A 22,125-nucleotide genomic window follows, 5' to 3' on the forward strand; every position below is an offset into this window, starting at 1 on the left:
TGGCCAGTTCATGCCTTACGCAGACTGCCGGATGGGCAGGCCATGGTCGGTTCTGGCCACGGTGGTTCTGGCACTGTTGGCGGTTGTCGGTGCTCTGGCGCCTTTGACGGTGCGTGGAAACCCGCAATCAAGAACAGATGCGTTCATCAGAATGATCAGCGCTCTCGCGAGATCAGCATTTGCGTTTGCCTTGGCGATGCAGGCTGCGGGCACGCTTTTAATAAACCCTTGTCAACACTGATCCTAGTCAGTGCCGGAGATAGAAAATGAGCGGCGGAGGGTTTCCCATCAAGATCGTAGTTCTGTTACTGGTCACGATGCTCGGGCTCGCGGCGGGGGTCCTCACCTACCAGGCTAGAGATCGCAATCAGAGGACAGAAGTCGCAAGTTTACTTGCTCGCGGCGATCCAGCCCGGGCGCCTGATATTTTCCGGCGATACGGCTGCACGGGATGCCATACTATCCCTGGAATCCCCGGGGCCGACGGCCAGGTCGGCGGTCCACTGATCAACATGCGCGAGCGCGTCTATATCGCCGGTGTCGCGAATAATGATGCGGAGACACTCGTCCACTGGATTGTGTCGCCAAGCGCGTTCGATCCCAAAACAGCGATGCCTGACACTGGCATTTCCGAGGCGGAGGCCCGGAATCTGGCTGCCTTCCTTTACCAGCAGTGACTACGGCTTGGGCGTGGCCCGAGCCGGAAGAGATTTGATATAGGCCGCAATGGCATCTCGATCACCTGCGGGGAGTTTGGCGGTGTTGGTGACAACGTCGGCCATGGATGATCCGACGCGCCCGTGGTCAGGGGTATTGCCGCTGGTCAAAACCTCGACAATGTCGGCCTGAGACCAATCGCCAATACGGGCGGGCGTAATGTTCGGAACGAAGCCTGTTCCTTCAGGATTCTCACCACCGGCATATCGCATTGCCTGCTTGATCGCTCCAAAGACATTGCGCGACGAGTGGCACTCGGCGCAGTGCGCAACGCTCTCGGCGAGATAGGCGCCGCGATCGTGAACCGGATCGCCATTCAGCACGGCTTCGGACTTTCCCTCGTCGAAAAACAGCAGCTTCCAGAAGCCGACGAACCGCCGGATGCGGAAGAGTGCGACGAGGTCGTGGGGCGGCGCGCGGCCCGATACTGCTGGTAGCGTCTTCAGATAGGCAAACAGGTCCCGAACATCATCCACGGTCATTCCGGTGTAGCTTGGATAGGGAAAGACCGGATAATAATGCTGCCCGTTGGGAGAGACGCCTCCGATCAGCGCGTTGCCGAGATCAGCGGCGGTCCACGAACCAATTCCGTCCTTCGCATCTTGCGAGATATTGGGAGGCCGGAACGTGCCGAACGGCGAGGCGAGCGCAAGGCCGCCGCCGAGTTGCAACCGATTCTTTTGCCCAGGGGTCGCATGGCACGATGAGCAATCTCCTGCGGCGAATATCAATTCGCCACGAGCAGGATCGCCCGGCTTCATGAACGCCGGATCATTCTCTTCGAAAGCGATATTTGGTTTGGTGATAAGCCAGGCAGCGGCGGCTGCGAACATTGCAACAGTAAGAGCCGCCCCCAATAAAATTGTCCGAACTCGCGTCTTCACCGCTGGTCCTTCGCTCCTGAATTACGCCGCATCCTGCCGCCCTTGCCATCTTCGGATTGACAGACCGTCAACTCATGCCACAGAGAAACCCGCTTCCAGCTAGAGCCAGCTAATCCGATCCGGTCTGCGATGCCCGAAACCGTTCGATCTGCTCCGGCTCCTTCTCGTCGATCTGCGTGATTTCGTTTTTCGCATCGCCATGCACATGCAACAGTTCGTCGAGCTTGGCATGGATGGCTTGGGTATCCCGATGTTCTGCGCGCTGGATGAACAGTGTCATCATCCAGGTGATAAGTGTGGCAAGACCGTGCCATTCCAGCGTCTCGGGGCTGAAGATGAGCCAGGAGACTCCATACAGAGCGACGATGGCAAAAGCGGCGGGGCTGGCCGTCCACGCGCCCAAATCCGTCAACCAGGAACGCCATCGCATAGCCGATACCTCCACATCACAGGTCCGAAAACCATGTTTCAGGCAGTCAGTTCCCTGCGGGCGGGACATTCATTGGAAACCTCGCCCTCGACCTCAGAACGAGATAACGTTCCCCACGGCGGGACGTGACGATGTCAACGGGCATTAAAGCGACGTACGGCGTGCCGTTAATGACCAATTCGCGGGTGCCGGCAATTCTGCCAACACGACCGCTCGCAGGGAAATCTATCAACCGGCGGACTGCAGCAACGATCCGCTCATCGACCAGAATGGCTACTGACGGATTTTCTAGTTCTATATACGTAAAGATGGCGTCGCGATCAGATAACGCGAACGCAGACCAGGTAAGCTTCACGATTTGCGCTCACCCGCTTTGATACGGGCTGCCGCTCGGCGTTCAGCGAAGTGCACCTCGACTTCCTCGTCTGAAACGTCCGGTCGAGTATCGTTCAACGCTTCGAGTACCTTGGCACGAAACCAAGCGTCATGAGCCTCGCTGCCTGAAAGAAGCTCCAGCGGCAGCGCGCCCTCGTTGGCGGTCCGGGTGAGTAAGATACGAACCGCGTCCGATACGGTCAGCCCCATATTTCCAAGCACTACCGAGGCACGATCCCGAACTTCGGCATCAATACGAGTTTGTACCAGTGCATTTGCAGCCACATCGATCTCCACTTTGGCTGGTATCATAATGCAAATGAATGACAAACGCCATAGCTTGTGGCTGCCTTCGCCGGTTTTCGTCTCCTGTGATTTCTTTTCGACACCTGGCCCGAATGATCGCAGCTGCCGCAAAACCATTTGTTAAATGTCCGCTCCTATTCCGGCCCGCCCCCGGCACTGGTGCCGAGAAAAATGGAATAAGAACATGGCAAAACGCGACCTTTCAACTCATCACTTCCAACGAAAAATCTCGGACTTCTGCGAAGTGCGCATTGCGCCAATCGCCTCAAAGCGAATGCTGGAAAGCATTCGGCCCTATCTCATGGGTCTCGTCATCCACCGCCAGGCACCACCGATCGTAAACGGTCGAATGGACTGGACAGCCATTGGCCAGGCATGTGGGATTGAAGGCGAATTGACGGCAGAGTTGAAGAAGCAGCTGCGTCCAGGTTTGGATGCGATTATCCGCTGGCTTGGAGAGCCGCCTGCCGCCGAAGACATACGGTCGACGAAATCGAACAAAGCCGTTCCGCGCAGGTCGGAAACTGCGACGCGGTCCAGGCCGCGGGAAATCATCCCCGACAAGACCCCGGCTCCATCTTCATCAGTACCCAGAGGACTACAACCGAAACCGATCAGTCCCGTTCCGCAGCACTGATGTCACCCATATCATGGCCGTAAAGGGAGCGGGATTGGTGCGGCAACTTCGCCTTGAAATAGCCCTGCACCAGTCGATAACGCCGTTCGATGCGGGACAGGATCTCGAAGCTCGTCAGAGATCGCGGTACCCGCTCGCCCTGAACCCATGACAGCAGAGTTTTTTCATCGAAAGTCTCGCCCAAGCGAATAACGGCGCGATACAGTTGCCAGTTAGCTCTCGCCGAACCGGCGCATTTGATAAGCCAGCGCATCCTGAAAGCCGACCGGATCATCGGTCGCCTCGAACAATGGCTCAGGAAAGGGCGCAGGGTCATCATCTCGGGCTCGACCGACTATCGCCGCTACCAGGCGGCGGCGATCAAACAGCGCTATGCAATTCGGTTCCCAGGCGCAAAGCCTTTCAGGCAGCACCAGCCACAACACGGAAACCTTTGAAGATCCTGATCTCCTGTCAGGCGTCGTCGATGCGCCGCCACGGCTGGCAATGGATCTGATCCGCTTCAAGACGCTGACGGCGATCGGATTTCAACGCAACGGGGTGTGGGGCGAGGAAGCGGCATCGCAGAAGGCCGAGCATCTCGGGCTGATGTTCGGGGCGCTCGCCGCCTCGCCCGCCGGCATTGTCAAAGGGCGCGGCGTGCCGCTCAGCCAACTGACCTTCGGCCTGCTAATCTTCCCAGATGTGGAGGATTGGTAGCTGCAATGGCGCGAGCAGCGGCGTGGCTTCTATACCAAGTGGGAAGAAGACATGCTGATGGTGGCAATGGCGCTGAACCGTGCCGAAGTCGGCTGGATCCGTCAGCATCCGAAACTATTGAAGAAGGTTCAGCCGATCGAAGGGCTGATCGCGCCGGAGGAGATAGAGTTTGCGACGCGAGACTGGCACGGCGCATGCGATGCATTCCACCGCCGTGCCGCCAATCGCTCGAAGGAAATCCAACGGGTCATGCGTGTCCATCGCGACCCGTTCGAACCGATAATGGTGATCCTCGAAGCCGATAGCCCACTCGCGGAATATCGCAAGATTACAGACGAGATCCTGAAGCACATGCCGGACGAATACCGTTATCCCCGGCCGGCCGCAGAGGCCGTCCGTTCGTTTCTGCTGCTTCGCCTCGGCCTGCATCTGGGACTCCGGCGAAAGAACCTTCGACAGCTTCGCTTGTGCCCGCGCGGGCATTTTCCGACATCAGAGCGACGGCTGGAAGACATGAAATGCGGCGAACTGCGCTGGAGCGATCGAGAGAACGGATGGGAGGTCCTTATCCCGTCGGTTGCCTTCAAAAACTCAGGATCATCCTTCTTCGGACAAAGCCGTTCCGGCTGATCCTGCCGGACCTGCTCGACCTCTACAATTACCTCGAGGCCTATATCGATCACCATCGCGGAGTGCTGCTCGGCCCGGCAAAGGATCCTGGCACCCTATTCGTCAAGACAGTGAAGACGACCAGCCTTGACGCAGCATACGACTCGACGAAATTTTATGAGGCTTGGCGAACAGTGATCCAACGCTATGGCATCTACAACCCTTATACCGGCCGCGGCGCCATCAAGGGATTACTGCCGCACGGACCACATAATCTTCGGGATATTCTGGCTACGCATATCCTCAAGCAGACCGGGTCATACGAGCAGGCCAGTTATGCCATCCGGGATACACCGGATGTCGTTCAGCAGCACTATGGCCGTTTCCTGCCGCAGGATAAGGCGGCGCTTGCGGCGAAAATCCTCAATCAGGTTTGGGAAGCTGCATAGCCGGTTGGATGAATAGCTGATCCAAACCGCCCATGCAGGTGCGGAAACAATCTCCGCATCTGCATGGACGATGTCAGTCGTCTTCGCCTTGAAGGGAATCGAAATTAGGGCAGCGGATTCAGTTCCTGCATCGCCCACCAATGTTTTCAAGATCTTATCCTTCGTCACTGCTCACACATCGTGTCCTCTAACAATCGTGTAACGGAACCGCTTGCAGCACGTTGAATACGCAATAGAAACCAGCCTGCCCCCAAAGGAAAGTGGCGTAAAGTCAGCCACCAATTTCTGGTTCGGACGCTCTGCCACGAACTGGCGGTCCAGCACGTTAGGCATGATGACGGCACGGTCACCGGCGTCCTTTGGCAAGCCACGCCGCCTGGGTCTTGCCCTGAGCGCATTCAAGCGCATCAGCCGCTCAGTACGATGGAGGCCGCAGGATAACCCTTCCTCCAGCACATCGTGCCAGACCCGTCGGGCACCATAGGTGCGGTCGCTGGACTGGAAACTCTGCTTGATCCTTTCCAGCAGGACCTCGTCATGGCGTGCATGTTCGCTCGGAGAAAGCTTGAACCAGGCGTGGAAACCTGAGCGAGAAACTCTCAGCGCTTCACAGAGCCATGCCCACCCTCTGCCCGGCAGTCGTTGCAAAGCAACGACGAAAGGCCCCAGATCGAGCGGTGCTTTGCAACGAACGCGAACTTCATAACGCGTCCCTGGCAAAGTAGGCTGCAGCCTTTTTTAGGATATCGCGCTCTGCCTTCAGCTTTGCGACTTCACGACGGAGCCGCTCGATCTCAAGCTGCTCCGCTTCATTTGCCCTTTTTCAGGAAAGGTCTGGCTGGGATCGTCGCCGTATTCCCGAACCCATTTGCGCAACACATTCTCGTGGACATCAAGATCACAGGCAGCCTGCGCGACGGCAATTCCACGCTCCCTGACCAGCTTCACCGCCTCAAGCTTGTACTCGCGGCTGAATATTCGTCTTTGCATTCATGCTCTCCGGTTTCAGGAGGAACACCTTAACTCGTAGTCGCCCCTACATCATCGGTGAGTCGTCGAGAAGAGTTTACTGGAAAATCCGGCGTCATGGCTGGCCGCTACCGCCGGCAGCGCCATAGACTTGCCCGGTGGCATAGCTAGCCTGCGGTCGGCGAGCTGAACGTAGATGGAAGCCAGTTCAGCCGGCTGGCCAGGGCGGCCAAGCGGCGTGTCGTCGCCGAACTTCACGAGCTTCTCCATGGTCGCACCTCCACTGACCTGGAGCGGTGTCCAGATGGGACCGGCCGCCACGCCATTGACCCGGATCCCCTTCGGGCCAAGTTGCTTTGCCATCGACTTGGTGAAGTTCGTCGCCGCTGCCTTCGTCATCGCATAGTCCACCAGGTTCTCCGATGGGTCATAAGCCTGCTCGGGCGTCGTCTGGATGATCGCCGAGCCGGGCTTCAGATGCTTGAGCGCTGCCTTGGTCAACCAGAGAATAAGGGCTCTGACGCAATTTTGGTGGTCTGAGGCCTATCCACCGATGACGCGCGCCTGAAGGAGGTCGATTTTCCCTCGGCCGTACATCTGGCGTTTTACAAGCTTGAGCTTGGTAATCTGCCCCTCTGTCTGTCCATTTGACCAGGGCGAACTGATCGCGGCACTCACGGCTGCCCGGTCTTTGGCGACACCATTGGCGAAGGCCGCGACCAAGCTTGATCGGGCGCGTTCCAGCCATGGTTCGAGATCGGCGAGAGATTTCTTGCGGATCATGGCTTGGAAAGCGGCGACGACTTCCCGCGCTTCCACGAGTTGCGGCACGCCGCCTTCAATCGCGGCAACCGTAACGGTCTGAGACTTGGAAAGATCATCGCGCCCGATGGTCATGAGGCGTGCGACAGCCCGTGCCGACGGCGTACGGCTCAGCGCCCCGCAATCCATCTTTTCCGCCATTCTCCGACGCGTCGCCCATTCGGTCACGACACGAAGGCAGCCCCGGAATCCCTGGCGCGTTAACTCGCGCCACAACTGTGTGCCATTGCGGTGACCGGCACTCCACTGGGCGTCGAGCCATGGCAGATAAACTTCGAGCGAGTTCTCCCGCACGCGGAGCACGTCGGATCGTTGACCACGTAGCACCCGTCTGACGAGGCCACGACTGTGCCCGGTGCGACGAACAATCTCTTTGATTGCAACACCGGACTTGGCCAAGTCCAGAATGGCGGAATTAGTTTCTTCTCGATGCAGATAGCCCTGATATTGGATCCGCTCAGCGGCCGTCAGCAGGTCCGGATTGATCGTGGCTGACCCGATCGCTGTTCTGATCTGTCGCATGGATTTGCGGATGGCGTCGAGAAATGCCCGACTGGCGTTCTCCATCAAGTGCCATCGATCGGCCACTTGGGTTGCCTCTGGCAGCGCCTTTGCCGCAGCAAGGACGTAGGCGCCGCTGCGGTCGCGGGCGACAATATTGATCTGCTGCTGATCCGAAAGCCAGGCCTGAGCGGTTGCTGGCTCTCGGTCCGGCAAAAGTGCAATGGTTTTGCGCCGTTCGAGATCGCAGATGATCGCACCATAGCGCTGGTTGCGCCGCCACGCCCAGTCGTCGATGCCAATCATCGGCGGCGGAACGAAATGCGGCGTGCCGCGCCGTCGGACGACACGCAGCAAGGTGTCGTTGCTGACCGGCACCATCAGTCTGCGGGCGAAAGCCGCCGCCGGCCGGCTACCCAAAGCAAGCCCGAGATGATGGACAATATGATCAAGCCGCGCCGTACGCCGCGCCCACGGCGCCAGGACATCTGTCTCGAAGCGCTCGGTAAAAATCCTTCTGCCACACAGCACTGCATCGCAATAGAACCGGCGCGCGGCAATAACCAATCGCAGGGATTTTCCCGCGATGGGCAGATCCGTCAGGCATCGATGATAACGGCTGTGTATCCGCTCCGATCTTGTTCCGCAGCCTGGACAACTGCTGAACATATCCGCCGATCGGACAGCGAGTATTATCGGGTCGTCAGCAGAAGCTGTCTCGTCGATGACAAAGCCTCGGGGCACGAGTGCGGAGGGGCGAAGCGAATGAACCATGACGCTGATTCCTTTTGCAAAACCAACGCCAGCCGACGCCCAGAATTCATCAAAAGTGAGTCAGAGCCGAATAAGGACCCGCATTTGGGGTGATCGGCGTCCAAACGTCCCCCTAAGGCCGCTCCTGCAACCGATGCCCTACCCGATCCAGCGACGGCAGTTCGATCACCAAAGACAGGCCGTGTTCGCGCCAGTCGCGGGAAATTTTACCTCCGAGCTGCTTTTCCACCACGGCCGCTAGGAGTACTTTCCCGAAACCGCCGCCCAATTCCTGTTTCGGAGGCGGACCGTTGCGCTCCTCCCAAGTGAGCGTCAGGCCGGATCCGGTTTGTATCCAGCTGATACGCAAGCTACCTTTTCTTTGTGAAAGCGATCCGTGGACGGCGGCATTGGCGGCAAGCTCATGCAGCGCCAACCCAATGGGTTGGGCGGAGGGCGCGGAGATCATCACGCGGGGGCCCTCAATCTCAATTCCGCCGCTGTTGAAAATCTGAACCTGCGCTCGAATGATGTCGGCCAGTTCGACCTCCTGCCAGCCATGTTCCGCCAGAAGCATATGCGTGCGCGACAGTGCCTGGACACGCTGCTGGACAGAAGCAGCATAGCTGGCGGCATTGTCGGACTTTGATAGGCGGACGATGCTGTCAACGATGGCCAGCACATTCTTGGTCCTGTGATCGACTTCAAGTAGCAGGCGATGTTCGGCTTCTTCAAGCGTCTGCACACGTCGATACTCGGTCATGTCGATCTGGGATGCGAAATAGTATGCGAGCTCGCCCTGCTCGTCGACGATAGGGCTTATGTGCAGTTGGTTCCAGAACGGGGTGCCATCCTTCTTGTAGTTCAGAATTTCGATTGTCGTCTCGCTCTCCTGAGCAACGGCTGCTCGAATTTGGGCGATCGCCGTTTTCGATGTTGCTTCACCCTGCAGGAAGCGGCAGTTCCTGCCCAGAACCTCCTCTGCGGTGTAGCCGGTCAGATGAAGGAAGGCATCGTTGGCAAGCACGATCGGGAAATCAGGCTGTCGCGCGTCCGATACGACTATGGGCATTCTGGTCCGCTGGAACGCGAAAGCAGAAAGCTCTTTTCGGTCAACCATCCCTTGTTTCGTCGCGGCAGCGGGAAGATCTCCGTGGATGTCGGATTGTACTGGATCGACCACATTCACCTCCGTATTGGAAGAGGTTTAAAACGCATACAGCGACGAATAGTTTCCCGGCATTTCCGACCCACACATGCCAAGTTATCAGGCGGTGAACCGAAGAGGCCTCTGCGGTCTGAGTCATTGCCACCGACTGGCGACGAACGATAGAGTTAGCTTGTGAAGCGGCTGCTGTGTCAACCAGCGGACTTCTAAAGTCATGCGCCTGACGAAAAAACGACATTGGTGGCCCGCGATATGAGGCATGCGGCCCCGGACAACGGCCTTTACAGATCGTAGCGGCGGTCTAAATCAGCGAACGCGACCGAGCCTACGAGGCTTTCGAGAGACGATTGTCACCAGCTTTTCGCTGGCCCCGCCGCTTCAGAAGATCGGTAGCGGCACCACGGCCGACTGCCTTGGAGAACAGATATCCCTGGCCGAGCGTACAGCCAGGTTCCACCAGCTGCGCCGCCTGGGGTTCCGTTTCGATACCTTCTGCGACGACGCGCATCCCAAGGTTTCGGGCGATGCCGATTAGACCTTCGTCGATGAATTTTGCGGCGTCTCCCGGCACCAGGCGATCGGCGAAGGGTTTATCAATTTTGATAATGTCGACCAGTACGGTCAGGAGGTGGGTCAGTGACGCGAAACCGGTGCCGAAATCGTCCAAAGCCACCTTCAGGCCTTCAGACCTCAGCGCTTTTATCTGGTCGGCCACGACATGGTCGCGCTGGCCGAGATAGACCGATTCAGTCACTTCCAGAATGATATGCTCCAGTGGGACGCCCGCATTGCCGAACAGCTCGCAAAGCCGACTGCGCAGATCGCCGGAATGAAAGTCTGCCGCTGACAGGTTGATGCCGACGTGCTGAAGCGGCAGGCCCATGTCGAGCCAGACACGAATATTACTCGCTACGGGTAACAGCATCCGCTGCGTCAACTCTGCGGCGACATGCGCGTCCTTTGTCGCTTCGTGGAAGTTGGCGGCTGCAATGATGTCTCCAAACCTTGTCGTCATGCGGCAAAGGGCCTCGAACCCGACGACCTCGCGGATATCGAGGCGGACAATCGGTGATAATGGGCGTCAAGCCGGTCTTCAGCCAAGGCGACGCTGACGTCACGGATCGCCCGGAAGCGTCTCGTAATCGCCGTGCCGAGGCTTGGACGGTACTCGACATAATGGCCGCGGTTGTGTTCCTTTGCATGATACAATGCGAGATCCGCGTTCTGTCGGATCTGTTCCGGGTTGCTATTGGTGCCGGCAAGAGCGCCGTCGATCGTCGCAGCTGGGGAGACGACGTGACCATCGCATTGAGAAGAGGACGAAAGTGCCGCGCGAATTTGCTCAGCGACTCCGCCAAGATCCGTGGTGTTCTCTCCGTGGACGATTACAGCGAACTCATCTCCGCCCAGACGATAAGCGCTTTGCGGCGACACGATAGCCGATATGCGGCTTGCTACGACCTGAATGAGAGTGTCGCCGGCGGCATGTCCGAAAGTGTCGTTGACCAGCTTGAGATTGTCGATGTCCGCCAGCAGAATGCCCCAGGGTTCAGCGGAATTCACAAGTTCCAAAGCCAGGGCCCGACTGAAGTGGGCACGATTGGGCAATCCCGTCAGAGCATCAGTGTAGGTGAGGCGGTGACGTTCCTGCACACGCTCGTTTCTCTCGATGGCGATCGAGCAGAGATGGACGCACGCCTCGACGATCTGCTTTTCAATGGGGTTTGGACCCCGGTGTTCGCGATAATAAAGGTGAATGTGCCGACCACGCGCTCGCCGCTCTTAATCGGCGTCGACCAGCATGCCTTGAAGCCGAGCGGGAGAACCAAAGCCTTAAAGTCGTTCCATCGGGCATCAGTTTCGATGTCTGTGACGACTATCTCATGTCCGCAGTGAGCAGCGGTACCGCAGGACCCGGCGAGCGGGCCGATTTCCATATTATTAATTGCCGCCGAATAGTGAGCGGCGAGCGAAGGTGCCGCGAGCGTATGAAGTGTACTTCCCTGCACCAAAAGGACCGATGCGGAAATCCCAGGAACGGCCGCCTCGACACCGACGCAAAGCCGCTCGACGGTGGCCGCCAGCGGTTCGGCTTTGGCGATCATTTCAAGAATGGCGTTCTGTAACTCAAGGATCATTAGCGACATTTCTCTGGGCGGAAGCCATCTCTAACAAAATAGCTTTCAAGTGAAATTGCTCAACTCGTTACAATTCGATCTAGACGACACAAAGTCAGTGTCATAGCGGCACCCCAAACCGTCGGCTTCAACAGGCCGGTAAGGGAAAATGTTCCGTATGGCTGAGGATAGTCGGGCACATCGTTAAGAAAGTAGTCGCTTTACTGGCCGGCCGCAGCGACGGGGGAGCTTCTTTCCGACCTTCGTTGCTTGATGAGTATCGACCCTGCCCAAAGTTTTAATTCCACGCAATCGAGGGGCAGAAATGGCACTATCCAAAGAGGCTCAACTCATCGATGTCGAGGTCGGAGCGAGAATGAGACAGAGACGAAAGCTCCTCGGTCCGTCGAGCTGGAGACGGTCCGCAGAATTGACATCGAAAAATTCGTACCGCGTGGCAGCATCGAGTGGGTCTATCTCGAAACCCCGTACTACCTCACCACAAACGACAAGATCGGCGACGAAGCCTTCGCAGTCATCCGGCAAGCAATGGAGGCGGAGAATGTCGTCGGCATATCTCGCGTGGTCCTCGGCCGTCGGGAACGGGCGGTTGTGCTGGAGGCACGCAGCGAAGGAATCGTGGTGTGGACCCTTCGCTTCGGAGATGAAGTGCGGCCAGAAAGCGAATACTTCAAAGACATAGATAAGAAGTCGGATGCTGAAGGCGTTTCAGCACTTGAGGCAGTTTTCAAAAAACGGCTGACGGACTGGTCGCCGGATATGGTGCCCGACCCAATCCAGGAAAGCTTGCTGAAACTGATAGCAGATAAGAAGAAAGCCATGAAGCCGTCGAAGGCCACGACCTCGAAATCCACGAAGAATGATGACGAGAAAAGGAGCAACGTCGTGAACATTATGGACGCGTTGAAGAAGTCGGTTGCAAAGGAGCTGAAATCCCGCAAAGCTGGATGATCTCTTGGCCTTTGGCCGTGCCACGATCACCATCGCAGCGTTAAGTGGCTTCTGCTGAGCGCCTACAATCTCGATCAGCACCCGCAGATATCTACGCGTCTCCCAGAACGAAGTCGAAGACCGGTTCAGGCTGTCCCTGGGCCATCATCCTCGATGCCGGCATGGCCTCAGCTATCGCTTCCGCGAGATCAGCAAGTGATTCCCCTCAAGAGGTTAGCGCGGCTTCTTTCATCCATTCACGTGCAGTGGCCCCTGAGATCGAAGGATGAAGGCCGGACGTTGGCTAGGGGCTAGTCAGAAGGAGCTCTAGCTACCGGTGCAACTGCGGCATCTCCCGCTTCTTTGCACCAACCACCGACGGTGCCTTAAGCGGTAGGCTCACTTCGCTACGCCAGCTGACTCGCCAGTGGAACACATGCGCCGGAAGCTCGAGGCACCCTACGACAATAGACTGAGTGTCCTACGGCAGCCAACCAACAATAACCGGTGCGGTTCTGTCGGAAATCGTACGAACCACAGCAGCATATGGAAAAACCAGCCCGGTTGCAGCATAAGCCGTTGATCATGTTTTGGAAAAAACCGCCTTACGCACGGACGACAGATGAACCTTCCTATTCAGGATGACGTACGAAACCTTTTGCTCCGTGCCGCGCGTCCAGATGCTTTCGCAATGATCGCACCACATATGCGGACCATCGAACTTCCCCTGAACTTTACGTTCGTCGCACAAGACAAGCCAACGCACTTCGTCTGCTTCCTCGAGAGGGGTTTAGCATCGGTTGTAGCGATAACAGAGGGCGACGAAGAGATGGTAGAGGTCGGGCATATAGGATCGGAGGAGGCCAGAGGACTGCATGTAGCGCTATATGCTGATCAAGGACCCACAAAGACATTTATGCAAGGTGAGGGCCATGGGTATCTGGTTCCTGTGCCGGTCATTCGTGCTGCACTGGACAACTTGCCAGAATTCCGTGCGCTGATTTTGATGTGCATTCATTCGTTCAAAACACAGGTTTCCTACACGGCGCTCGCGAATGCCCGGTTCAGCATCTACGATGCGTCTCGCGCGCTGGTTGCTGATGTGCCACGATCGCCTGGGAAGTGACCTTGGCCTCACACATGAATTTCTGTCCATCATGCTCGGTGTTCGCAGGTCAGGCATAACGGACCAGTTGCATCTTCTGGAAGGTATCGGTGCGATCAAAGCAACCCGGGGCAACATCCGCATTCTTGATCGAAACAAACTGGAAGAGATCGCTGGCGGAAGTTATGGCGTGGCAGAGAGGGAATATGAGCGTCTGATTGGTCTGCCTTTCAGGACGAGAGGCTAGCCCTTTTGTTTAATTACGCCGGTTCGCGATCACGTTTCTACTTCCGAGCGAGGGCAGCGCGGCCACGTCCTGCGAGAAGGCTGCATGGGCACCGGGTCCCACCTTCTTTAGAACTCCATTATCTGAAATAAAAGGTCATCACTCGCCGTGCGTGGCAGGCGCGAGTGGCTGAGAGATCGTTTCTATGCTCTTGCCTGTTCAGGAGCATCAATATCAATGCCCCGCTATTTCTTCAACGTTCACGACGGCGTTTCCATAGCGGACACGGTAGGCTCGGAACATCCAGATGTCGACAGCGCGCGAAGCGAAGCAGTCGAAACAATTGCCGAGCGCCTCCGGGGAACCATGCTGGCGAATGCTGACGTTTCCGCGTGGCTAATGAACGTCGTCGATGAGAGTGGCTTCACGGTCATTGTTCTGTCTTTCACGGCCGCCGTCAAAATCATTGATCGACCTGATGTTGCCGCGATGAGTTCGGTCACGGGATAGAAATGTCAAAACCGCACAAAGCGGCTCAGGCTCTTGGCGCGGAACAGCAGTTTGACGCATAAGCTATCCATTGCCGACGCCTTGCCATACGTCGGCATGAGTTCGGGCTCATTCCCGCCGGAGGCTGGACTATGTCCGACTTTTCGCAATCGACGGTTTCCAACTTGTTGCTGCGCGCATTGTCGCCTCAGGCGTTCGACATCTTGAAGCCCGCTATGCAGCGCATCGATCTGCCGTTGCGACACGAGCTGGTGACGCCAGATGTAGCGAATGATCGTGTTTATTTCCTGGAGCGTGGCCTTGGATCGCTCGTTGCCATAAGCCGCGATGACGAAAGTGTCGAAGTCGGCCATATCGGCTATGAGGGCATGGCGGGAACGCATGTCCTGTTGAAGGTAGCGAAGACACCTCATCGAGCTTTCATGCAGGCCGAAGGGAATGGCATTTCCGTACCCACGTCGGTTTTTCTGGCTATGGTGAAACAGGTACCCGAGGCGCATGACCTGCTCCTTCGATATGTCCACTGTTGCGAGCTACAGCTGGCGCATTCCGCTCTTGCCAATGCGCGTTATAATATGCCGGAAAGGTTGGCCCGCTGGTTGTTGATGTGCCATGATCGGCTGCTATCCGACGATCTGCCGCTCACCCATGAGTTTCTGTCGATCATGCTGGGCGTCCGCCGCTCAGGCGTCACCAACGAAATCCATATTCTTGAAGGTTTACATGCGATCAAAGCGACCCGTGGCAACGTCAGGATAACGGACCGCCGGAAGCTAGAGGACATCGCCGGCGGATCATACGGCATACCGGAACGCGAATACGAACAATATATCGGGCTTCCGATCCGCAGAGGGTAGACGAGCCCCGGATATCTTTCCAACTCGCCACGAGCTCAATCGCCACCCTCGTAGGCCGCAGAAAAGGGTACCTTCAACAGCAGGTTGCCACCTGCATCGCAGATTTCAATATGACGGTGGGAGATGTCACGCCCCTGCAGAATTGCGGCGCTCATCAATCCCCTGGCATCCTTGATCGCTTCGCGCCGCGCTTCGGCAAGATCCACGAGCTCGGCGCCTTCCTCATCCTGGATCACCGTTGTTCTGGTGGCAATGTTAAGGTGGAATATCGGCATCAACCGCCTTTCGCGGAAACAGTCGGCGTCAGTCAAGACCGTGCTGCAATCCCGTCGAGATTGCGTGAGTGATTGTCAAAACCGTACAGTGCGTCTGTTAAGCTAGAGTATTCGACGATTGTACGCCATAACCTTCTCACACCTCTCTCGTCACTTGATGGGTTCGAGTACGGGCTCCTCCCCGGAAGGAGCCAAGAAAATGGCTGAAATCCAAAGAACCGATGTGCAGAACCGGCTGCTGCGTGCGTTGAGTACGGCGGCCTTCGACGTTCTGCAAGCCGGCATGGAACGGGTCGATCTTCCGATCCGAACGGTGCTGGTGGAAAGCGATCAGCCAAGCAGTCATATCTTCTTCCTCGAAAACGGACTGGCATCGATCGTCGCAAGAACAGCCGATGACGAAGCCATCGAGGTTGGGCATATCGGTTGGGAAGGATTGTGCGGAACGCATCGCGTTCTTAGGCTTGACACCACTCCCAATCGGACCTTCGTGCAGATCGACGGCAGCGCGATCAAGGTCCCAGTGGAACTTGTGTATCGCCTGATCGACGAAGATACTGCTTCGCGAGATCTCCTTTTACACTACATCCATACCTGCGAGTTGCAGCTCGCCCATTCGGCACTTGCGAATGGCCGGTACAATATGGCGGAGCGACTGTCGCGCTGGCTGCTGATGTGCCACGACCGTATTCGTGACGACGATATGGCGCTGACGCACGAATTTCTTTCCCTCATGCTCGGCGTGCGCCGCTCTGGAGTGACCGATCACTTACATATCCTGGAAGGGATGCATGCGATCAAAGCCACGCGAGGTCGCATCCGTATCCGGGATCGAGCAAAGCTGGAGGAGATTGCCGGGGGATGCTACGGAGCGCCTGAACGGGAATATGACCGACTGATCGGGAGCAAGTGACGAAAGGGGCGAAGCAGATCCGCCTCAACCTGCTCCTTGATCATCTGCAAAAAGGCCGATGGCGCAAACTGCCGAACCAGGTCGGCCTGAAAACAGCACTCATTGCCGAGGATCTTGGCTTGGTCGAGTCGAAAGGCACGGATCTCAGAGCAAGATTGTATCGCCTAACTGCAGCCGGCAAAACCTACCTCAGTGCGTAGCATAGGCCAGCCGCTCCGTGCGGTTTTTGACAAAGCCGGGCGATTCGCAGTTAAACATGTACACTCAGATAGCGCGTAACTTCCTTAGTGGGTTCGGATGCCCGACGATTATTTGGACCACCGACCGCAAACACTGATGCGCATCTGATGTCCCGAGTTTCTGTGATCCACCACGTCTATGCGAAAAAAGCCAGGGAGAGCCTTGAACGAAAACGGCGACCCAACCAAATCTTTCCCCGTCATGCGTGTGAAGGCAAGGAGGTATTGATGACAAGCAAATTGTTTGAGAGACCGCTGTTCGTGAAAAAGGACCGCTACATTGAACAGCTCGCAAGCCTGGAAGATGTTTTGGATCTTCTTGAGGAATGGCCGATGGAGAAGCGCGGCGTGACCTACAATGTGATCTCTAAAGCCTGCCGGATGGCCGCGCAGGGAGTTTTCCCTCTGACGTCCCTTCGCGAAAACATCCGTCGCTTTCTGATTAAAGAACGAATTCTCGCGAACATTGAAGAAGCCACCTTGGTTTCCAAGCACACAAACGACTGCGGGATTAACTCATAAGGACTAAACATACGGCCTTGGCCTCCCAATAACGAAACATTTGAAGCAGGACTGCACACGTGTCCTTACGCCAGGGTGACACGCTCTTGCCCGGTTGTCATGGGCGCGGGAATGACGGATTCGGCCAAAGAGAGGCGAGCGAGCAGATGGTTGAAGCGATCATCAATGTTCGGAAGCTGGTGCTGAGGAAGCCTCTGAACGGCGCGACGTACTGATGGATCTAAAGCTAATCTTGAAATCTGATCCGAGATGCTCATGTCATGAACTCCGACGACGCCCGAGATGCAGACCAAACGTCTCAGTCAGCATTTTGTTCAATCGCCGGGACGGTCGAGCCGCGGCCTGCGCTGGCGATAGGACGGGTCGAACGCACGATAGCCTCACGAGCGATATAAATACGGCACCAGCAAACCGAGCCGCCTAGAACTGGTGTGGAACGTCCGATCGCGGCGGTCGCAATTCTTCGATCGGACAGGTAATCTGCGGCCTCTTCATCGAGCTCAGATCCATACGGTCCCAAGGAACCGCAAGTCCCTGCCCGCGCACCGCACCTAACAGGCGCAAGAGGGTCCTCCCGATTTCGCCCGCCGAGAGCCGCTCAATTAACGCGAATGCACCGACGTGGTATTCCTTTACGAGGAGTTCCGCTCCAAAAGCTTCCGCGACCACCTCCTCGATGCGGCCGACAGGTTTTCCGTCCAAATCGAACACCCGCTTTCCAATGAGATGCTGAAGCATGATTTCTGTCACGAAAGGCCTCCAGGTATCCAGCGAAGAATATGGCGCCGGAGCCACTCCTGCCACTGCGTCACGGGCATCTCCTCACGCGATACACGGACGGTTACCGCGACTCCCACGTCGCACACCTTCGCGAAATTGACACGGAACCGTCGGCTTTTGGTACGCCAGCCCAGCCTATCGAGCACGACGCCGGATCCTGTTTCGAGCGCGGCGATGCGCGGCTGCTGATCGTCCCGGTATTCCATGACAACACCATCGACTTTGCCGATCTTGTGTTGATCAGGATCAAGAAGCTGTTTGTCGAGTAGGTCTCTTACGAGATGCACAGTTATCCTCCCCAGATCTGAAGCGGTATGGTGACGACTGCAAAGAGGAATGCCAGTCCAATAACGAAGAGCACCACCATGTTGCCGATCCAGCCATTGGTGTGCTCGCCGACATATTTGCGGTCGTTCATAAGGAAGATGAAGGGGGCTACGCCGAACGGCAGGCTGATGGCTGTAACGGCCATCGAAAAGATCGTCACTTGCAGAGGGTCGAGGCCAAGAGCGATCGGAATAACGGCGACCGCGATTGACACGGTATAGACCAGACTGAATGCAGGATCGCTCTTCGGCTTGGCAGATTCTGACCAGTTCCATCCAAAACCTTGGGCTGCGAGATACGACTGGGCCAGCGATACCTCCAGCGCCGCCCCGAAGCAGGTGATCATCAGCGATCCGCAGAATAGATAAAGTCCCCAGCCGCCAAAGGCCGGCGTCAAGATCATGGCGATCTGTTCGTATCCGTCGACAGCTTCTATTCCATGTGATGGATAGACCATAGCAGCCAGGACAATGATCGCGACTGAGATCACCGCTCCGAATGTCATCCCGAGCGCGGCGATGACCCTGTTGATCCCGAAATAGGACTTGTCCCACTTCTCCTCGATCGCACCTGACGAATAGAAGAAGAAGAGATATGGCGAGATAACCGCGCCAAGGATGCCGACGGCAATGAACGCATAGTGCAGCACATCCTTTTCGGGGAGAGTTGGCAGAGCGCCTTTGGCGACCTCCGTCCATGGCGGACCCATCGTCACCATGGCGACGACAAAACTCAGCGCCAGCAGGCCGAGGAAGGAAACACCGTTCTCGATCATCCCGAACGTGCCCCGCCAGAGCAGAAGCCATACCGCGAATGCGACTGGAACTGCCCACCACTGGAAACTCCAGCCGGTCAGGAACTGCAGGGCGAGCGAAACGCCTCCGATCTCGGCCGCCAGCACCAGGAGGTTGACAATGAAGGTGACTGCCAACATGACAATGAACATGTTGGATCCGAAGCGGTCGCGGATGCCGTCGGCGATGGTGTAGTGGCTGGCGATGGCGAAGCGGCCGGACATCTCGACAAGGAAGATAAGGCAGATCGTGCCGAGGACGACGGCCCAAATGAGCTGATAACCGAAGGCTGCACCGGCCTGGGTCGAAGTCGCGATCAGCCCCGTCTCAAGAAAGCCGCCGACGCTGGTGACGATGCCGAGCGAGATCTGGAAGAGCTTCTTCATGCCTCGGTCATCTCGCGGTTGATCTCGAACCGCGCATGACGAAGCGCTTCAACTACGCGTTCAGCCGCGGGCCGGTCCCTTTTCGCGGCCGCGTCGGCTGCTTCCTGCAGCAGTGGCTGAATGACTCTTACGGTCTCTGACGCTCCATCGCCCAATTCGTTGACAAGAGACGTGACTTCGTCCTGGCAACGTTCGATCGCCAACCGGCTGTAAGTGTCTGGAACCACCCCAGACGTACGAGCGTCAACGATCATTTCCGCGCTGGCCGTCCATGACAGAATGTTCTGCAGTGTCTTTTGCTGCTTGTCCTGCTCGCTGGTGCATGAAGAAAGAAGGGCAAAAAGTAAAAACATAGCAGAACTGCTGATGGTTCGGTGAGTCATGCGATGATCAGTCCTCGGGTTTCCAATCAAGAGTTAGCGGGCAGTTGGCCGCTTTCAATGACGCTGCTAACCCGGGGACAGTCTGCCCCAGCGAAGCGGCCATTCCGGTCGGCAAGGACTGAGCGACCTGCTTCACCCGCGTCGGAAGCCGAAAGAATATCTGATGATCACGGCGAGACAAGTCGAAATTGATGAACTGGCGCTGCCAGAACGAAGACGGAGGTCGACGGACCTATCCGTTTTGAACCCTTACCAAAAATGCAGCTGCGCAAAAAAAACGGGAACGAGGAAGCATCCTGTGGAACTTTTGATGGCTCCTCAGGTTCATTGTGCCGCTTATCGGAGTCGACCGCGATACGCCCAGCCGCCACGCAGTCAGCGTAGCGACATCAAGCGGCGCGAAAGGTGGTGCTTGCGGCGGCAACGGTCTCCGACGCACGGCGTACAGCTGCGGTCAGCTCAGCAAACGAAAGAATTTCCCGATGACAAACTACCCCAAGCTGAAGCCTAGGAGATTGCCATGGAGCATTGACAGCGAACATCCCATGTGAACGGACCCCGTCAGCGGGTTGATCGACGGAGATCCGGGGCTGGACCAGGAAACCATCCATCAAGAGCGGGATTGGGATGCCCCATAGACCTGCCTTAGATCCACAATAATCGTGCTGATACGGATCTATCGCCTTCCCCGATTGCCTTGCCGGTTGTTCCCTCGCTCCGACGTCGGGTCGGCGTCGATGGGCATAACTGCTGGAGACGGCTCGCATGCAGCGGGAAGCGGATTATTCCGGACGGTTGCGGAAGCCGCATCGAGGTCCGACGTCGTTCTCACGCAGGCTCCAGATCACAAGTTCGATGGAACGATCGTCATGGGGCACCAACAGCTCGGCGCCATCTCCACTTGTCAACTTTGAGGGGTCAAGTTATTCCGTCTGTGGAATATCGCTTGAAATATTCCACAGATGGAATACATTTGGAGCACCGATGAGTTGGAGCGTTGAATATACCGATGAGTTTGGTGAGTGGTACACGACGCTGATCGAGGCCGTTCAGGACGATATTGTGAGGGTAGTCGGGCTTCTAGAAGCCAAAGGACCGCAACTTCCCTTCCCTTACTCATCCGGCGTCGAAGGTTCAAAGCACGAACATATGCGGGAACTGCGGATTCAGAGCGGCGGCGAACCCTACCGGGTATTCTACGCTTTCGATCCGCGTCGCACTGCTATTTTGCTCGTCGGTGGAAATAAAACCGGCGACGACCGCTTTTATGAAATCATGATTCCGGTCGCTGATCGACTATATGACAATTACCTGATCGAGATCGGGAAGGAAGGGTTGATATGACTGGACATCGCTCCTTTAACGACTTGCGCAACAGAATGTCGCCAGAACGCCGTGCCCGCAACGATGAAGCGACCAAGGCAATTCTCGAAGACATGGCGTTACACGAGCTGCGCGTGGCCCGTGAAAAAACTCAGCAGGATGTGGCACGCGCGCTCCATGTGAAGCAGCCGGCTGTCGCAAAGCTGGAGCAGCGCGCCGATATTTATGTCAGCAATCTGCGACGCTATATCGAAGCATTAGGTGGCACGTTGGAGATTACGGCGAGGTTTCCCGACGCCTCGGTCAACATCAAGAATTTCAGCGAATTGGCCACTGAGAAGTAACATCGCTTTGAACCAATAGAGCCTCCGACTGTACACTTACCTAGCACTACTTTGGCAGATTAACCGGCCATTTACGATGATGGGCCATCTTGTGTGCGTTCACAGGGGTGCGCGAGATGGCGGAGCAGGACGTTGTCCTGGCGGATTGGCTGAAGCCATTTGTTGAGAAGCTTGGTCACAAGAAGCGGCGGCAGATGTGCCCGGTGTATATTTCGGGGCTCATCGGGCCGGGCGATCGCAAGAGCATTGAGCCGATGGCGGAACGGCTTGCGCCTGATCACTACGACCGCCTGCATCATTTCATATCGGATGGCATTTGGGACGCTGGTCCGCTCGAGGCGGAATTAGCGGTGCAGGCCGACAAGATTGTTGGAGCCTCGGATGCCTTTCTGGTGATCGATGACACAGGCCTACCCAAGAAGGGTGATCACTCGGTTGGGGTCGCGCCGCAATATGCCTCGATGCTGGGCAAACGCGCCAATTGCCAGACGTTGGTGTCGTTGACGCTGGCACGCGACGAGGTTCCCGTCCCGGTGGGCTTGCGGCTGTTTCTGCCCGAAAGCTGGACCAGTGATCAGGATCGGATGGTAAAGGCCGGCGTTCCCGAGCCAATGCGCATATCCCGCACCAAACCGGAGATTGCGCTCGATGAGATCGATCGGTTGATTGCCGCAGGTGTGCGGTTTGGCACTGTGCTTGCCGACGCCGGTTACGGTCTATCGGCTGCGTTTCGACAGGGATTGAGCGCAGGTGG

23 protein-coding genes and 6 pseudogenes are annotated in these 22,125 nt (G+C 56.9%); 13 read left to right on the forward strand and 16 right to left on the reverse strand.

Annotation, left to right across the window (positions count from 1 at the left end):
• Nucleotides 1–266 precede the first annotated feature (266 nt).
• Nucleotides 267–677 (forward strand): cytochrome c family protein, encoded by a 411-nt coding sequence (locus tag AB6803_RS27000; protein ID WP_371111765.1) that lies wholly within the window; start codon nt 267–269, stop codon nt 675–677.
• On the opposite strand, the gene AB6803_RS27005 is transcribed toward AB6803_RS27000, so the two are convergent.
• The 4 genes from AB6803_RS27005 to AB6803_RS27020 form a co-directional block, all read right to left on the reverse strand.
• Nucleotides 678–1,550, reverse strand: coding sequence for a cytochrome c (locus AB6803_RS27005; RefSeq protein ID WP_371111801.1), 873 nt, complete (start codon nt 1,548–1,550; stop codon nt 678–680).
• A 160-nt stretch (nt 1,551–1,710) separates the two neighbouring features.
• Nucleotides 1,711–2,031 (reverse strand): low affinity iron permease family protein, encoded by a 321-nt coding sequence (locus AB6803_RS27010; protein ID WP_371111766.1) that lies wholly within the window; start codon nt 2,029–2,031, stop codon nt 1,711–1,713.
• Nucleotides 2,032–2,077: 46 nt separating this feature from the next.
• Nucleotides 2,078–2,386 carry a type II toxin-antitoxin system RelE/ParE family toxin gene (locus tag AB6803_RS27015; RefSeq protein ID WP_371111767.1) on the reverse strand — a complete coding sequence of 103 codons (309 nt, stop codon included), beginning with the start codon at nt 2,384–2,386 and terminating at the stop codon, nt 2,078–2,080.
• Entirely contained in the window at nt 2,383–2,691 is a 309-nt protein-coding gene (locus AB6803_RS27020; protein ID WP_371111802.1) for a type II toxin-antitoxin system RelB/DinJ family antitoxin, read from the reverse strand. Before AB6803_RS27020 ends, AB6803_RS27015 begins: the two co-directional genes overlap by 4 nt.
• A 205-nt stretch (nt 2,692–2,896) precedes the next feature.
• On the opposite strand from AB6803_RS27020, the gene AB6803_RS27025 reads away from it, so the two are divergent.
• Nucleotides 2,897–3,349: a hypothetical protein gene (locus AB6803_RS27025; RefSeq protein WP_371111768.1), complete on the forward strand. Its 453-nt coding sequence runs from the start codon at nt 2,897–2,899 to the stop codon at nt 3,347–3,349.
• On the opposite strand, the pseudogene AB6803_RS27030 reads toward AB6803_RS27025, so the two are convergent.
• Nucleotides 3,333–3,585, reverse strand: a pseudogene (locus AB6803_RS27030) (hypothetical protein); the annotation flags it as partial. The gene AB6803_RS27025 and the pseudogene AB6803_RS27030 sit on opposite strands and share 17 nt — an antisense overlap.
• A 63-nt stretch (nt 3,586–3,648) precedes the next feature.
• Between AB6803_RS27030 and AB6803_RS27035 the strand changes: the two are divergent.
• Nucleotides 3,649–5,106: pseudogene (locus tag AB6803_RS27035) on the forward strand (hypothetical protein); the annotation flags it as partial.
• Between the two features lie 264 nt (nt 5,107–5,370).
• Here AB6803_RS27035 and AB6803_RS27040 read toward each other — a convergent pair.
• From AB6803_RS27040 to AB6803_RS27060, 5 genes and pseudogenes are all read right to left on the reverse strand, one after another.
• Nucleotides 5,371–6,096, reverse strand: a pseudogene (locus AB6803_RS27040) (IS3 family transposase); the annotation flags it as partial.
• A gap of 94 nt (nt 6,097–6,190) precedes the next feature.
• Nucleotides 6,191–6,579 (reverse strand): annotated as a pseudogene (locus tag AB6803_RS27045) (SDR family oxidoreductase); the annotation flags it as partial.
• Nucleotides 6,580–6,618: 39 nt separating this feature from the next.
• A complete protein-coding gene (locus AB6803_RS27050; protein ID WP_371111769.1) occupies nt 6,619–8,172 on the reverse strand; it encodes an ISL3 family transposase in 1,554 nt (517 codons plus the stop codon).
• Between the two features lie 112 nt (nt 8,173–8,284).
• Entirely contained in the window at nt 8,285–9,334 is a 1,050-nt protein-coding gene (locus tag AB6803_RS27055) for a PAS domain-containing protein (protein WP_371111770.1), read from the reverse strand.
• Between the two features lie 310 nt (nt 9,335–9,644).
• A pseudogene (locus tag AB6803_RS27060) lies at nt 9,645–11,457 on the reverse strand (putative bifunctional diguanylate cyclase/phosphodiesterase).
• 252 nt (nt 11,458–11,709) lie between these two features.
• Here AB6803_RS27060 and AB6803_RS27065 point away from each other — a divergent pair.
• The 4 genes and pseudogenes from AB6803_RS27065 (at nt 11,710) to AB6803_RS27080 (ending at nt 15,085) form a co-directional block, all read left to right on the forward strand.
• Nucleotides 11,710–12,408 (forward strand): Ku protein, encoded by a 699-nt coding sequence (locus AB6803_RS27065; protein WP_371111771.1) that lies wholly within the window; start codon nt 11,710–11,712, stop codon nt 12,406–12,408.
• Between the two features lie 601 nt (nt 12,409–13,009).
• Nucleotides 13,010–13,739 (forward strand): annotated as a pseudogene (locus AB6803_RS27070) (Crp/Fnr family transcriptional regulator).
• A 216-nt stretch (nt 13,740–13,955) separates the two neighbouring features.
• On the forward strand, nt 13,956–14,228 hold the full coding sequence (locus AB6803_RS27075; protein ID WP_371111772.1) for a hypothetical protein: 273 nt from the start codon (nt 13,956–13,958) through the stop codon (nt 14,226–14,228).
• Nucleotides 14,229–14,359: 131 nt separating this feature from the next.
• A complete protein-coding gene (locus AB6803_RS27080) occupies nt 14,360–15,085 on the forward strand; it encodes a Crp/Fnr family transcriptional regulator (protein ID WP_371111773.1) in 726 nt (241 codons plus the stop codon).
• 35 nt (nt 15,086–15,120) lie between these two features.
• Here the strand turns inward: AB6803_RS27080 and AB6803_RS27085 are convergent, their stop codons facing one another.
• Nucleotides 15,121–15,396 (reverse strand): hypothetical protein, encoded by a 276-nt coding sequence (locus AB6803_RS27085; RefSeq protein ID WP_371111774.1) that lies wholly within the window; start codon nt 15,394–15,396, stop codon nt 15,121–15,123.
• Nucleotides 15,397–15,559: 163 nt separating this feature from the next.
• On the opposite strand from AB6803_RS27085, the gene AB6803_RS27090 reads away from it, so the two are divergent.
• From AB6803_RS27090 to AB6803_RS27100, 3 genes are all read left to right on the forward strand, one after another.
• The gene (locus AB6803_RS27090; protein WP_371111775.1) at nt 15,560–16,273 is read left to right on the forward strand and encodes a Crp/Fnr family transcriptional regulator; all 714 of its coding nucleotides are present in this window, start codon (nt 15,560–15,562) and stop codon (nt 16,271–16,273) included.
• A complete protein-coding gene (locus tag AB6803_RS27095; RefSeq protein ID WP_371111776.1) occupies nt 16,270–16,473 on the forward strand; it encodes a hypothetical protein in 204 nt (67 codons plus the stop codon). Before AB6803_RS27090 ends, AB6803_RS27095 begins: the two co-directional genes overlap by 4 nt.
• Nucleotides 16,474–16,740: 267 nt before the next feature.
• Nucleotides 16,741–17,034 (forward strand): DUF982 domain-containing protein, encoded by a 294-nt coding sequence (locus tag AB6803_RS27100; RefSeq protein WP_371111777.1) that lies wholly within the window; start codon nt 16,741–16,743, stop codon nt 17,032–17,034.
• 65 nt (nt 17,035–17,099) lie between these two features.
• On the opposite strand, the gene AB6803_RS27105 is transcribed toward AB6803_RS27100, so the two are convergent.
• From AB6803_RS27105 to AB6803_RS27125, 5 genes are all read right to left on the reverse strand, one after another.
• Complete coding sequence (locus AB6803_RS27105) at nt 17,100–17,291, reverse strand: hypothetical protein (RefSeq protein WP_371111778.1); 192 nt, start codon at nt 17,289–17,291, stop codon at nt 17,100–17,102.
• A gap of 163 nt (nt 17,292–17,454) precedes the next feature.
• Complete coding sequence (locus tag AB6803_RS27110; protein WP_371111779.1) at nt 17,455–17,784, reverse strand: PRC-barrel domain containing protein; 330 nt, start codon at nt 17,782–17,784, stop codon at nt 17,455–17,457.
• Nucleotides 17,781–18,101 (reverse strand): hypothetical protein, encoded by a 321-nt coding sequence (locus tag AB6803_RS27115; protein ID WP_371111780.1) that lies wholly within the window; start codon nt 18,099–18,101, stop codon nt 17,781–17,783. Before AB6803_RS27115 ends, AB6803_RS27110 begins: the two co-directional genes overlap by 4 nt.
• 2 nt (nt 18,102–18,103) lie before the next feature.
• Nucleotides 18,104–19,321 (reverse strand): Nramp family divalent metal transporter, encoded by a 1,218-nt coding sequence (locus AB6803_RS27120; protein WP_371111781.1) that lies wholly within the window; start codon nt 19,319–19,321, stop codon nt 18,104–18,106.
• Nucleotides 19,318–19,704: a hypothetical protein gene (locus tag AB6803_RS27125; RefSeq protein ID WP_371111782.1), complete on the reverse strand. Its 387-nt coding sequence runs from the start codon at nt 19,702–19,704 to the stop codon at nt 19,318–19,320. The genes AB6803_RS27120 and AB6803_RS27125 overlap by 4 nt, the downstream gene beginning before the upstream one ends.
• Nucleotides 19,705–20,688: 984 nt before the next feature.
• Between AB6803_RS27125 and AB6803_RS27130 the strand changes: the two genes are divergently transcribed.
• The 3 genes from AB6803_RS27130 to AB6803_RS27140 form a co-directional block, all read left to right on the forward strand.
• A complete protein-coding gene (locus AB6803_RS27130; RefSeq protein WP_371111783.1) occupies nt 20,689–21,048 on the forward strand; it encodes a type II toxin-antitoxin system RelE/ParE family toxin in 360 nt (119 codons plus the stop codon).
• Nucleotides 21,045–21,371 carry an XRE family transcriptional regulator gene (locus AB6803_RS27135; protein WP_080830938.1) on the forward strand — a complete coding sequence of 109 codons (327 nt, stop codon included), beginning with the start codon at nt 21,045–21,047 and terminating at the stop codon, nt 21,369–21,371. The genes AB6803_RS27130 and AB6803_RS27135 overlap by 4 nt, the downstream gene beginning before the upstream one ends.
• 116 nt (nt 21,372–21,487) lie before the next feature.
• The coding region (locus tag AB6803_RS27140; RefSeq protein WP_371111784.1) for an IS701 family transposase at nt 21,488–22,125 on the forward strand (638 nt) is incomplete at its 3' end.

Source organism: Rhizobium sp. RCC_161_2, assembly GCF_041355235.1.
Lineage (GTDB): Bacteria > Pseudomonadota > Alphaproteobacteria > Rhizobiales > Rhizobiaceae > Rhizobium.